Source organism: Kiritimatiellia bacterium (assembly GCA_028715905.1).
Classification (GTDB): Bacteria; Verrucomicrobiota; Kiritimatiellia; order JAAZAB01; family JAAZAB01; genus JAQUQV01.
Window position 1 is genome coordinate 103291 of record JAQUQV010000003.1, and the last position, 14400, is coordinate 117690.

Genomic DNA, 14400 nt, shown 5'->3' on the forward strand with positions numbered 1-14400 from the left:
AATGATTGTAATCTTCAAAAAATCAGTTCAAAAATTCAGCAAGAATCGCTTAACTCATGTGAGGAAAACATATATTCCGGGAGCATTCATGAGACTCCGCCAAAATAAGATCATGAACCGTGTGATGCGGGCGTTCGTTGTAATGACGGGCGCCTTTTTTATTTTGGGGATGGGGGAAAAGGGCGGCGCGGAAGAGGGCGTTCCGGCCGGCATGGCTGAGTTGGGGGCGGAAACGGCGCTGGGTTCCGAACAATATCCGGACGAAAACTTCGGTTTGTTGGCGGGATGCGGCGGGCGGAGGGACCGCGATTATGACGGATTTACGGACGAGGAAGAGAGAAGAGTGGGGACAAATCCGCGGGATGCAAACAGCCGCCCGACGCTGGCTGACAATCATGACAAAATTTCAGCGTGGTGGCCGCTGGTTAATAATGCGGACGAGGCGCTGGAAGGGGAATTGAACGGGACATTGCTGAACGGCGCGAAATTCAAACAGGGAACACTGGAGCTGGATGGCCGCAGGGCATACGTGAACTTTGGTTCATCACCGGCTCTGAGTTTCTGGGGCGATTTTTCATATTGCCTGTGGCTCAGGCCGAAAGACGGTAAAAATTTTGAGCGGGTGCTGGGGAAGGTAAAAAGCCGGAGCGGAGAGAGCGAATATTGTCTTTTTATCGGATATTTCGGGCGGATCTGGAGCGCGCTTTCCCCGGACGGCAGTCTTGACTGGGACAAGGCGCTTTGGACGGGAACGGTATTGCCGGTGGTCAAGAAGAACAAATGGCTGCACATTGGGGTGAGTTGGCGGCCGGATACGGACGGCGTGCTGATGTATGTCAATGGACAAAGGGCCTGGACATGGAGCATAGGTTTTAACGGCTTGACCAACATTTTCCTGGGCGGCGCGGACTTGACCCTGGGCGCGTTTGACGTTCAAGGTGCCCAGGCGGAGGATGCGTTCAATGGTAATATTGCGGGGATGATTTTCTGTTGCGAAACGATGAGCGATCTGGAGATGAAGGAGATTTGCCTGCTGGGCCCGGGCGGCGACTTGATCGCATATGTCAACCGTGACAGCGACGGCGACGGATTGATTGACTGGTGGGAGCGTAAATATTTTTCCGATATAAGGCAGAACGGTCTGACCGATTCGGATGGCGACGGATTGAGCAACGCGCAGGAACAGCAGTTGGGAACAAATCCCGCTCTGGCGGACACAGACGGCGACGGGTATTCGGACGGGGAGGAAATTGCGGCCGGGAGCGATCCGCTGGATCCAAAATCAACACCGGCGCCGAAAAAAGTTGCCTTACAAGTTAATTCAGTTCATGGAAGTTGTATGCCTTCAGTCGGAACGCATGAATACTCGTGCGGCAGCACGGTAGTCTGCTATATAGCAGAATCTCCCTTAATTCAGGGCAACACGCAATATGTTTCCACTGGCTGGATCGGCGCAGGCAGTATCCCGGTTTCAGGAACAAATCTTGAAGTTACGGCAATTCTACAGACAAATTCGGCGATCAATTGGCTCTGGACAACCAATTATTGGCTGGGGTTGAATGCGTTTGAGCACGGACAAGTTGCCGGAACTTCAGGCTGGTATCGCGCGGGTATGGTCGTGAACGTCGGGGCCATGGCGGATGAATACTGGCGGTTTGCGGGATGGAGCGGAGACGCGTCCGGCTTGGATACCAATGCAAACCCGCTTTCAGTTTTGATGGATCGCGGCCGTAATCTGCGGGCGAATTTTGAGACAACCCTGCCGCCTGATCCCGCCGACGCGGCTCCGGCCATACGAAAAGGCGAAGCAGGAATTCTCGGGAGAAATATTTCATTCCTTTATTCGGGTGAAAATCCAATTCAGACCGGAGCTGATACGAACGCTTTTGAGGTTAAACGTTTGGCAGTGGTGCGCGGTAAAATTCTTGACCGGGAAGGTCAGCCGTTACCCGGTGTAACCGTGACGATCAGCGATCATCCGGAATACGGTCAGACCCTGAGCCGGGCTGACGGCTGGTATGATCTGGCAGTGAACGGCGGAGCGGCCGTGGCGGTTGATTACCGGAAGAACGGATATCTGCCGGCGCGGCGGACGATTGACACCGCCTGGCAGGAATTTTCAATTTTGCCTGAAGTGCGGTTGATTTCATTCGATCCTGTTGCAACGCCGGTTCAGTTCGGGGCCGGCGCGACCAATGCGCAGGCGGCGCGGGCGAGCGCGGTGATGGATCAGGATGGAACGCGTCAAGCCACCGTGGTTGTTCCTTCCGGGGTACAGGCGTATCTGGTGGATGATGCGGGAGTAACGCAGGCGGTGAACCAATTGACAATGCGTTTTACCGAATACACGGTCGGATCAAACGGTCCGGCCTGCATGCCGGCGGAACTGCCTTCCAGCTCGTTCTACACTTATTGCGTGGAACTGGCCGCTGACGAGGCGGAAGGGAAGGCGGTAAAATTTGACCGGCCGGTCAGTTTTTATGTGGATAATTTTATGGGTATGCCGGTGGGATTGAACGTTCCGGCGGCATATTACGAGTGGAAAGGATGCCCGGGCTGGATGGCTGAGCCGGACGGCGTGGTTCTGCAAATATTGGCAGTCAATGAGCTTGGTTTGGCAGAGATTGATCTTAACGGCGACGGCCTGGCTGAAGACGAGGCCGGGTTGGAAGAATGGGGAATTGCGCCGGAAGAACGATCGGAGTTGGCGAAATTATATGCGCCGGGAAAAAGTTTGTGGCGGGTGCAGGTTGCCAGGTTCAGCCCGCATGACTTGAATTATCCCTTTTATGTCGTGCCGGAAGGAGCGGAACGTCCGGTGGTAAAAGTCAGTGAAAAGAGCAAAAAAGTTGCGGGCGAATCGCGACAGAACACGGGCGGGACGATCGGGATAGAAAGCGGTTCATTCAGCGAGATATTGCCGGTCAGCGGAACGGGGTATGCGCTGAATTACACAAGCGCCCGCGCTTCGGGATATAATCGTTTTCTGACTATTCCCGCAGCGGGGGCTGATATTCCCGGCCTGATAAAACGGGTGGATATTGAAGTGAACGTGGCCGGGCGGCAATTTGTAAATAGTTTTCCCGCGCAGACCGGTCAGGAGTGGAATTTTGAGTGGGACGGGAAGGACGCCTATGGACGCGATTTGACCGGCAAGCAAAAAGCCGCCGTAAAGACGGGATATGTCTATGACGGATATTATGGTTTGACAGACCGGCAGAACGGCGGCAGAACATTCGGGACAATGAGCGGCGTTAATATTCCCGGCGGGATCAGGGGGCGCGCGGAAGTGGCGATGAGAACAGAGGCGGAAGTAAAACTGGGCGGGGCGGACGGTCGTCAATGGGGGTTGGGCGGATGGATGCTGGGGATTCATCACGCGTATGATCCCGTAAGTCAAATTATTTCTTATGGGGATGGCCGGGAAAGTGGCGAGGGAACCCATGCGGTTCTGCGTTGTATAAGAACAGTCGCCGGACCCGGCATTGCCGGTTATTTTGGCGACGGCGGCCCGGCAATGGATGCCGCGTTGAATTGTCCGAGGGATGTATGTGCTGGTCCGGATGGAGCGTTTTACATTGCCGATGCCGGCAACAACCGGATTCGGAAAATAAGTCCGGAAGGAATAATCACAACCGTGGCCGGGAGCGGAACGGCGGGATATTCCGGCGATGAAGGCTTGGCAATCAACGCGGAATTGAATAATCCGGCGAGTGTGGCTGTTTGCCGGCATGGCGTAATCTATATTTCCGACAATGGAAACAACGTTATCCGTAAAATTACGCCGGACGGAATCATTCACACCATAGCCGGAACCGGCATTGCGGGATATTCCGGTGACGGCGGCCCGGCAATATCGGCGCAGTTGAATGCGCCGCTGGGAATTGCGGTTGACAGGGAATGCGCCATATATATTGCCGACAGCGGTAATTACCGGATGCGCCGGATTGGACCCAATAAACGGATTAATACGATTGCCGGCACAGGTGAGGAATTGGAATATTGGGAAGAAGCCACAGGCGATGGCGGGCCTGCGATTGAGGCGACGTTTAGAACTCCGATGGACGCGGCCGTGGCTGATGATGGAACTGTTTTTGTTGCCGATCTTTATGACAGCCGGATACGGCGGATCGGCAACGACGGAATTATTACCACAGTCTATCAGGCAAGCGATCCCGGTTTTGGTTGCCGTGCGGTAGCCGCAAAACCGGATAGTTCCTCGTTTTACGTGGTTGAATATATGACCGGCATGTTGGTGTGTCCGGCCATGGTCTGGGAAGTTTCGCCGGATGGAACGGCTAAACGTGTGGCGGGGATTTATGACTGGTCAGCGCCGCTGGGTGACGGCGGTCCGGCAACCGCGGCATATATAGACGATGCGGAAGGCGCATGTTTCGGGCCGGATGGCGTCCTATATATCGCCGATACCCAACAACACCGCATTCGTTCCGTGAAGGTTGATTATCCCGGCTTCAGTAATGAAGAAATTGTCATTGCCTCGGAGGATGGAACCGAAATATACGTGTTTGACGCGGTTGGCCGCCATCTGCGGACATTAGATGCCGCTACCCGTTCTACGCTCTACGCCTTTTCTTATACCTCTGACGGTTTGCTGGACAAAATCACGGATGGCGGCGGATTGATTACCACGATTGAACGCGATTCATCCAACAATCCGACTGCCATTGTTGGCCCATACGGCCACCGGACGGAAATGAAGCTTGATTCCAACGGCTGGCTGACTGAACTGACCAATCCGGCCGGGGAAAAGAATCTGATGAGTTATACCACCAACGGACTCTTGACCAATGTGGTCAGCCGTCGGGGCTATGAATTTCATCAGGAGTATGACGCGGAAGGAAAAATAGTCGGCAACACCGATCCGGCAGGCGGGAGGCATTGCCTCTTTCACGAGGAATTAACCAACGGATGGGTTGTGGCGATCGCGGACAGCTTGGGCTGGACAAATACCCATATCGTTGAACGGTTCTCTGACGGAACGGAAATAAGAAGAATCATTGATCCGGTCGGGCTTGAGGTAACAAAAACAGAAACGTCGGAAGGTAATGTTACCATCAACCACCCGGACGGCACCCAGATAACAATGCAACAGGGGCCTGACCCTCGTTTCGGCATGCAGTCGCCGATTGTCAAGCATAGGGAAATATCAACGCCCTCGCATTTTAACGTGACGGATTTTGAACGCATTGCCGGCTTGTCCGGTCCCTATGATCCCTTGAGTATGACGAATATGATTGAATATCTGACCGTGAACGACCGGACATGGATGAGTCAATACACGGTTGCAGATAAAACTACAATCAATGTTACGCCCATGGGCAAACAAAGTGTGGTGCGGACTGACGCGCTGGGGCGTCTGGTGTATCTGCAGTCCCCCGGCATATGTGCAGTGAACAATGAATATGACGCGCAAGGCAGATTGGTTAAGACCATTCAGGGTGATGGTTCCGATGTTCGCGCTGTCAACTTTACTTATGCCGCCGACGGCACCTTGCGTTCCGTGAATAATGCTCTGGGCGAGCAGGTTTTGACGTTTTCCGACAAGATCGGCCGCCTGACCAATCAGGTATTTACTGACGGCAATGCGCTTAATCTCTCTTATGATCGCTCTTCCGATCCGATAAAATATCTCCTGCCTCATGGGAAGGAACATGGTTTCGGATATAATCCGGTCGGTCTTACTGAACGTTATAGCACCCCCGCTGTTGATTCCGAGCCGACAAATACGTCCTGGCATTACAATTCCGCACGGCAGATGGATTATTTGATCAAACCGGATGGCACGATTATCTCCAATGTATATGACAATGCCGGAAGATTGATTACCATGAAGGCCATGAAGGAAGGCGGAAGCGAAGAGATTTCATACGCGTATGATGAAGCTGGAAGAATTGGCTCGGTTACTCGCGCAGGCGATGCAATCCAATATTCCTACGATGCCTTCCTGCAAACCGGTGAAACGACGCCGACTGGAACAATCTTGCGGGAATATAACGATGACTTCCAAGTCGCGGTTTTGTCATTGGCCGGTGTCATGGGCGTCTCTTATGCCTATGACGATGACGGACTTCTGACCCAAGCCGGGGATCTTTCATTAACCCGTGATTCCGCCTCCGGCTTCCTGACCGGGACGACGCTGGGGAATATCACTGACCAGCGAACCTATAACGGCTTTGGCGAGGTTGCAAATTACACGGTAAATGTTTCCGGTAATCCGGTTTATTCGGTTTCCTACGAATACGATGCCCTTGGACGGATCATTAATCAGTCAGAAACGATTGACAGCAGCACGATAAACAAATCTTACGTTTATGACACGCGCGGACGGTTAACGCAAGTAACGACGAACGGCGTAGTCAGCGAGTTCTATTCCTACGATGCCAATGGCAATCGCATCAGTTCGGATGTAGGAGCCGTTCCCCGAACGGCGATCGTTGATAATCAGGATCGTCTGCTTTCCTATGGCGATCTGTTCTTCGGTTATTCCATGAATGGCGAACAAACCAATCGCGCGGTCAACGGCCAAACAACGTCGCTTGCTTATGATCTCTTCGGCCAGCTGTCATCGGTCGCATTACCTGATGGACGGATAATCAGCTATGACAAAGACGCCCTTGGCCGGATTACTGCTAAACGTGTCAACGGCACAATTATTAAAGGCTGGATTTACAAGGATGGCTTAAAGCCCATGGCCGAGACCGATGCCTCCGGAAATATTATAAGCGTCTTTATCTACGGTTCCAGTCCGCTCACGCCTGACTACATGGTTAAAAATGGCAATACTTACCGTCTCATTCGCGATCATGTCGGCAGTATTCGCCTGGTTATTGATGTGGTCACTGGCGCTATTGTCCAACGCCTCGATTATGATTCCTTCGGCAACGTTTTACAAGATACGAATTCTGGCTTCCAACCCTTTGGATTCCAATCCGGACTCTGCGATTCTGATACCGGCTTTGTCCAGTTCGGCGCGCGTTGGTATGACCCACTCACTGGCCGGTGGTTAAGCAAGGATTCCCTATTGTTGGCTGCGGGATGGAACGTGTATGCGTTTGTCGGAAATAATCCGATAAATCTCATTGATCCGTGGGGCCTTTGTGAAGACATGTCGCAATGGCAATTATATCAACCATGGATTGATGGGATACATGAGTCATGGTTCGGACCTGAAAGCGGTATCAACTCCATTGATGAATACGCTGCATTCTATTTCTTTGGCCAAGCTGGTGTCCCGAAGGATCTTTCGATCGCTTTCTATCAAGCGGCCTATGGTGCATTCTTTGTGGGAAGTCATACTGCGATGCTTATGGGCAGCTCAGTAATGGTCTACGGAGGAATTGAGACTGGGGTTAACATTTGGGCAAATACCTCAACTTTTGCAAAGTGGACGATATTAAATGCAACAATCCGTCTTACCACAGGTGCTGGGGGTAAACTGCAGGAACCGATACGATTGCCAGCACCACCTCCACCAGGGATCGAGCGTCTATGGCCATTCTAAAATGAATATTTCACACATAGTTCTTTTTACCTTGATATTTCTGGGAGTTCTTTTTATCCTCCGTTGGATTTTTTATGCTTTCCATGCTCGTGATTACTTGCGCTATATCAATAAAAATCCAGATAAGGCATACGATTTCTTTACTTCCGATCCTGAAATGTGGACTGTTTTTGAAATCGCCGAACCAGAGTTAATACGAGATCATCTGCCCAGTTCGGCAGGTCTACCACAAGGAAAGTTATTAGGTCCATTTCAATTTAGAGTCCCGAAACGTCATAATCGTATCGTTACTGTTTACGGAAAATCAAGAAAATGTCTTGATGCCTTAGATCAGCTCGTAAAAAACGGTAAAAATGGGGCAGGGCTGATGACTTGGTTTCTGCGGTGAAAGATGGTGCATAATGTTTAAGCGATCTACAATCCTAATTGTTCTTCTAATGGCAGTGATGACGGCGCTCGGAAACGTCATTGATTCTGATCTTGTTAAAAATATTCCGGCTACTGAATGGTTCGATTCCGAGCCGACAAATACAGCTTGGCATTACAATTCCGCCCGACAGATGGATTATCTGGCGGGTCAAGCCTGATGGGACGATCATTTCCAACGTGTATGACTTTGCCGGATGTTTGATTGCCGTTCGTGCGGAAAAGGACGGAATGACTGATGAAATCAGTTATACGTATGACAGTGCAGGGCGGTTGGAAACAGTAAATCGCGGTGGCAACGCGATTCAATATTCCTACGACGCCTTCCTGCAAACCGGAGAAACGACACCGACTGGAACAATCACGCGAGAATTATCAATCATATAGAGGCTTACGTCGGCATCAAGGATGTTGAATTAAATGCGGCCTGTGACAAGCGCAAGGAGCGGTTGGACGACTATGGAAGAAAGTATCGGATCCCGCGCCTTTACGAGGACCTGGAAACAATGTTGGATAGCGAAAAGCCCGATCTTTTGCATATTGTTACCCCGCCTGCCATCCGCGAGGAACCGATGGAACTGGCGGCGCGGTGCGGAGTGAAGGGTATTATCGTGGAAAAACCGATCGCGCTCAATCCGGCCCAGGCTGGCCGGATCAAGGCCCTGGCCGACCGGACCGGCATGAAGATTGCCGTGAACATGCAGAGGCGCTACTTTAAAACCTGCCGGGACTTGAAAAAAATACTGGATGAAGGAACCATCGGGGACCTTCAATGGATTCGTTGCGTTACCAAGGGGAATATTCTTTCCATGGGGCCCCATCTGGTTGATCTTCTCCTGTTTTTTATGAATAATGTCAGTCCCCTCCGCGTATGGGCCATGGCCGTTGGAATGAACGGATATGACTACGGTCACCCGGCGCCTGCCAACATGCTGGTGCAATACGTTTTTCCGGGCGAAAAGGTCGTTTATTTTGAGGACGCCGAGGACGCCGTCGGCACGTCGGACGAAAAGGATTTCTGGCAGCATCTTGAGTTTGATTTCTGGGGGACGAAAGGCTGCGCCTGGTGGGCGCAGAACCGTGATTGGGGCTATCACGCCGAAGGCATGCGACAAACTTTTACTGAGAAATGCTCCTGGGCGGAAAGCGATGTGCCGGGGCAGAGGGAATTCACCCGTGCCATGGCCGCCTGGCTGGATGACGGCGAAAAATTGCACTTGAACTGCCTGGAGAACACCCTGAAAGGGTTCAACCTGATTATGGCAACGCTTCAGGCGGCATATACCGGCAAACGGGTGGAATTGCCGTGCGCGGTTCCGGATGATATCGTGAACAGACTGGAGGCGAAACTTAAATGAAAAAAAACACGATCAGGGTTGGAATTGCCGGTTTGGACGGACACGGTCCGGTGTTCACGCGGCAGGTCAATGAGGCGCGCGCGGTCAAGGGGATGAAAGTTGTCGTCGCCATGCCGTTTCCGTCGGTGATGGTTTCAAAAAAACAACTGGCGGCCAACGTGGAGACCGTGCGCCGGCTCGGCGTCGCGGTGGTGGACGATCCGGATGATCTCGCGCAGGGGGTGGATGGTATTCTTATTTTACATGATGACGGTTCCAAACACCTGGAACTGGCGCGGATGTTCGCCGATAAGGGCAAACCGCTCTTCATTGACAAACCCCTGGAAGCCGGCGTGGTCAGGGCCAGGGCACTGGTGGATATGTGCCGCCGGCGGGGTGTGAAAATTTTCAGCGCCTCGTCACTGCGTTTCACGCCTGAAATGCAAAAAACGCTCTCCGGCCGGGAAAACGGCCGTATCCTCTCGGCCATGACTTATGCCCCTTTTATATTGCGGCCGACCATGCCGGGCTGGATTTATTACGCCATTCATGCCGTGGAGCCGCTCTATGCCCTCATGGGGCCGGGTTGCCGCGAGGTGCGCTGTCTGGATCACGGGCACGGTCCCGTGGCCATCGGAACATGGAAAGACGGACGGCTGGGCATGGCCCGGGGCGTGAAAAAGGGAGCGCATGAATACGGCTTTACCGTCTGGAAGGAAAAGCGCGCTGAATCGGCGGTGATTGATGTTGCGCGGATTTACAATGAATTATTGAAGCAAATCAGACGGTTTTTTGAGACCTCCCGCCCGATCGTGCCGCCGGAAGAATCGCTGGAGGTGATTGCGTTCATGGAGGCCGCCAATAAATCCATGGCCGCCGGCGGACGTCCGGTCAGGGTAAAGGCGGAAACTTGAAGGCGGAGGATTTAACCACGGAAGACACGAAGGACAGAAGGTGTGTTGGTATGCAGGCGGGATGGTGCAGACGAGGAGTAATTTTTAAACATCAAGCTCCGGTGGACTTTTGAAAGTAAATCAAGGAAATGAACAGGGAGGGAAAAATGTCGCGACATTTTCACAAGCAGATTATCATGGGATTTTGTCTTCTTGCCGCCTGCACCCGGATTGTATGCGCTGATTGGCTTGGCCCTTATCAAGTCTTGAAGACCGAGACGCCAATTTCAGTTGACGGCAAACTGGATGAACCGGTCTGGCAAAAAGCCGGAGTCATACACTTTAAAGACATAGCCACCGGAGAATCTCCCGCCCTGGAATCCGAGGCCAGGCTCGCCTGGGACGATCAATATTTTTATGCCGCCATGACTTTCAAAGACCCGAACGTATGGGGCACGGTGGATATTGCCAAACCAGGAAAATGGCGGGACATGCAGCATCCGCGGGGGGAATATGAAATGATGTATTGGGACTGTTTTGCCAAATTTTTCTTTGATCCGGATGCCGATGGCAGGAATTATCTTGAGTTTCACATCAACCCGCTTAATTCAATGTTTGATGCTTTTATCGCAAAGGGTATGGATTCGTTGTATCGTCCCCTTCGGACGGGCTGCTGCGGGGTAGGCTATACCGTTAACGTGGAGTGGAAAAGCAGGGGCGTGCTTCATGCCGTGCACGTTGACGGCACACTCAATGATTTCTCTGATGCCGACAAAGGATGGTCGGTTGAACTGGCCATTCTCTGGGAAGACATTCAGACTTTTATCAGAGAAAATTGTCCTCCCAAAAACGGAGATATCTGGAAGTCGCATCTGGGCTGGGTCTGGCGGAAAGGGCCGGGCGGTGACCGTCACTACTGGACATGGCCTGTCATGGGAATCATCGCCTGTCATACTCCGGACAAATGGGAGACCATTCAATTTGTTGATCCGAATGCGTCCCAATCGGCGGAAAAAATCTGGCGCGGCGGCTGGGCAGGTAAGGAAAAAGACCCTCAGACTCTCGTTGACACGGCTAAAAAGCTTGGTTTTTCCGCGCTGATCATTCACGCCAGCGACGATTTCAACTACCTGAATGATCTTTGTTTAATGGCTGGGAAGTCCGGTATTGATGTTTACTACTGGTTCCATATTATTGGAAATCAAAAGAACAAGGACTGGTGGCAGGTTGTTACCCCCGGGGAGGCTGAAAAGGCAAAGCGCATAAAAGAGGATGGGTCCCCCGGCAAACATGGCTATCAAAGCGGCGGCGAACCGGTCAATGATGAGACCGATGTCCATACCGGCGAATTCCTTTGCTTCCACCGTCCGGAGGTGATGGAGCACTGCCGGCAAAAGCTGGAAAAGGTTCTGAGGGAATGCCCGGGACTGGCTGGCATCGCATTTGATTATTTCGGTTACAAAAATTACCGGGGCTGTCATTGCCCGGTTTCCGAAAAAATGTTTGAAGATTATTACAGGAGATGGTTTGTTCGGTGTGGGCTTGATGGCAAAGTGGCGCGGGACGATGCGTTTGCGCAGTTTTCACTGGATACGCTGGTTGACTTCAATAACCGTCTGGCCGAATATTGCCGGCAGATCAAGCCCGGGGTAAAGATCGGCACCCATATTTATCCCGCCTTTATTGCCAATCCCGTCTATGGGAACAGGTTGGACGTGGATTACTGCATGCAGACGGTTGCCTGGTTTTTTGAGCCCTTCTGGAATTCCGGGAAAATTGAGAAATACACCGCAATTGTCTTGCAGGATGCAAAACGATATTTTGCCAGTTGCCATGGAATCCCGTTTGTGGGCATTTACCTTGACAACAAAGACCCCAAAATGAACAAGCCGGTTGAACGCTTCCGTAAGGAGTTGCAGATCATCAGGAAACACACGCAATCCTTCAGTGTCTGCCCTTTCAATGTTTTCATTGACCATCCCGAGCTTGGCGACATTTTTATCCGGGAAATGGGACTTCCAGATGACAATCAATAAAAATCAGATCGTAAAAAAACGTTCCGGCAGTGACAAAATGAAGGCCGTGCAATCAGTCTCCCATGCAAATGCTCCGCTCCCGTTCTGGCTGGTTAAACGCGCGCAAAACGCCGCCGGCGCGGCGCTGACCGGCGGATTTTTCGCGCTGAACTCCGCCCTGCCGGTGCGTCCCGGCGGAAGGGTGCGCATCAGGTTTGAAGCCAGAAACCTCGTTCTGCGGTTTTACCTGGAGGAAACACGTAATGCCCGGCGTCTGTCAGTTTCCTGCCTGCGCAACAACATTGTTGAAGCTTTCATTGACACAAAACACGACCATGAATCGTATTATCATCTTGTGCTGAACATGCTGGGCGAATGTTCCATGGAAAGGGTTTTGCGGGGCAATAAAGCCAGGAACTGGCATTGCGCGGTCAAAACTGCGCTCAGCCTGACCGGTGATGTATGGACGGCTGACATGCAAATTCCACTGGCCGGTCTCGGGGTTAAAACCGCAAGGCCCGGCGGCGTCTGGGGCCTGAATTTCGTGCGCACAAGGTTCCTGAAATTCGGGGATTTCCATTACAGCTCGGCGGCGCCCGGTCTGCCGTGTTTCAGGTGTCCCGGCCTTTCGGCCATGTTCCAAGGGACAGCCCTTAAATATTAAATATATTTGCGACAACCGGTCAGAAACCTTGTCGTTCTCAAACATGCGCGACCGTATTTTCCCCAACTCCTGGAGGCCTTTTTCCCGATTTATCTCTTTCGTTAATTTCCACCAGCACGAGCCTCTCTTCTCCAAGTTGCACTCCTGATACAAGTTGGGATGCCACGTGGCTGATACATACGACCTGCCGTCCCTGAAACTTTCCGAAATCGCCTGTTCGGAAAACTCCGGCACGGCCAAAACATTACGCATGCCGAATCCGGCGCAGTCAGCCTTCCAAACCGTTTGAAAAACTTCGAAAGTTCGGCCACCGGCTCCAATCCATCGCTCCATTCCGAATGTGTATGCGCAGACCCCCAGAGCCATTGTCTATCCATTCCATCCTCCATGCTTTTAAAAAATCTGGTGTAGTGTTTCATTTAGCATAACGTTTCCGCCATGTGCCACCCGAGCGCCAGTCAATCCCGGCGGCTTCGGCAATCTTATTGTCAGTTGAAATTCACCTTGAAAAAAACAAGTTTGTTTTCTCCATCCAGCTTATACTTGGGAAAAGATTTGAATTCCATAATATCAGTTCCTTCCTCTGCTTTAAATCCAAGCGGCCCCCGCGTGGTTAACGTTTTTTTATCCCGGTCAATCGCTTTGATGAAATAACCGAAGCTTATTTTTGAATTTTTATTTATGACTTTTACAAAACTGCTCAGCTCGTTGCGCTCCGGCAGCGGGAAAACGGTTTCCTTGAAAGTCAATTCGTTTTCGCCGGCGGTGCGGACAATTGATGTTTTGCAGCCAGAGCCATTCGCGGCTATGACTTTGTTATCCAGTTCCAATTTGCCGTTTACGACATGATATTTCTTCACGCTAAAGTCCTGTTGTGCGTCCAGGGAGATATATCCATAATCACCCGTAAGCGACAGCGTTTTGCCGCCGATTTTAACCGTTTTTGTCTTTCGCAAATTTTCAAAAACGAAGTCAACATCCCCTCCCGCGTTTATTTTCAGAAGATTCGGCAGTATCCTTTCCACTCCTTTTACTATCTCGTTTTTTGCGTACGGATTTATGACGGTTGCAAAGACCGGCGGCTGCCTGGGGTTTTCCATCCTGATGCAAATGAATTTTCTGAAATATTTATCCGCCAGTTCGCTGTTCTCTTGCGCCTGCCTGATGGAAGGATTTTTGCCGGTATAAAGCGAAAAAGTGTTGCTCCCGCTGGCCGGGATGAATACCGAAAAGCCGTTGCCATTGTCGGACAAAAAGCCGGCCTTGACAAAATCAGTCGCGTTATCCGGCGGCACGACACATGTGTCCCTGAAAAAACCATACGCATAGCACGGGTTGCGCAATATCGGATCCCGATGATCTTTAGGCGCTCTCCACTCTCCCAATTTTGCCGGGCTTATTATCGGGGCGGGAACTTGCCGGAGCGCATTCCCCCGGCCATTCCATATGGTCAGGCTGTCCTCTGCGTCGGCGCTCCCGTGCAAGAAATAGTCATAAGTCTCATACCCTCCCTGTATTTCATAAAAATCTGCGGCGTAATATT

9 protein-coding genes are annotated in these 14400 nt (G+C 51.7%); 8 read left to right on the forward strand and 1 reads right to left on the reverse strand.

What is annotated here, in order from left to right:
• Positions 1 to 88: 88 nt before the first annotated feature.
• The 8 genes from PHP98_01745 (at position 89) to PHP98_01780 (ending at position 13146) form a co-directional block, all read left to right on the forward strand.
• Positions 89 to 7522 (forward strand): hypothetical protein, encoded by a 7434-nt coding sequence (locus PHP98_01745; protein MDD5482365.1) that lies wholly within the window; start codon positions 89 to 91, stop codon positions 7520 to 7522.
• A gap of 1 nt (position 7523) precedes the next feature.
• Positions 7524 to 7910, forward strand: a complete 387-nt coding sequence (locus tag PHP98_01750) for a hypothetical protein (protein MDD5482366.1) — start codon at positions 7524 to 7526, stop codon at positions 7908 to 7910.
• 80 nt (positions 7911 to 7990) lie between these two features.
• Positions 7991 to 8335 (forward strand): RHS repeat protein, encoded by a 345-nt coding sequence (locus tag PHP98_01755; GenBank protein ID MDD5482367.1) that lies wholly within the window; start codon positions 7991 to 7993, stop codon positions 8333 to 8335.
• 14 nt (positions 8336 to 8349) lie between these two features.
• On the forward strand, positions 8350 to 9306 hold the full coding sequence (locus PHP98_01760; GenBank protein MDD5482368.1) for a Gfo/Idh/MocA family oxidoreductase: 957 nt from the start codon (positions 8350 to 8352) through the stop codon (positions 9304 to 9306).
• Positions 9303 to 10199: a Gfo/Idh/MocA family oxidoreductase gene (locus tag PHP98_01765; GenBank protein MDD5482369.1), complete on the forward strand. Its 897-nt coding sequence runs from the start codon at positions 9303 to 9305 to the stop codon at positions 10197 to 10199. Before PHP98_01760 ends, PHP98_01765 begins: the two co-directional genes overlap by 4 nt.
• Before the next feature lie 146 nt (positions 10200 to 10345).
• A complete protein-coding gene (locus PHP98_01770) occupies positions 10346 to 12214 on the forward strand; it encodes a carbohydrate-binding family 9-like protein (protein ID MDD5482370.1) in 1869 nt (622 codons plus the stop codon).
• Positions 12201 to 12857: a hypothetical protein gene (locus PHP98_01775; protein ID MDD5482371.1), complete on the forward strand. Its 657-nt coding sequence runs from the start codon at positions 12201 to 12203 to the stop codon at positions 12855 to 12857. Before PHP98_01770 ends, PHP98_01775 begins: the two co-directional genes overlap by 14 nt.
• Positions 12858 to 13023: 166 nt before the next feature.
• On the forward strand, positions 13024 to 13146 hold the full coding sequence (locus tag PHP98_01780) for a hypothetical protein (GenBank protein ID MDD5482372.1): 123 nt from the start codon (positions 13024 to 13026) through the stop codon (positions 13144 to 13146).
• 199 nt (positions 13147 to 13345) lie between these two features.
• Here PHP98_01780 and PHP98_01785 read toward each other — a convergent pair.
• The coding region (locus PHP98_01785) for a hypothetical protein (protein ID MDD5482373.1) at positions 13346 to 14400 on the reverse strand (1055 nt) is incomplete at its 5' end.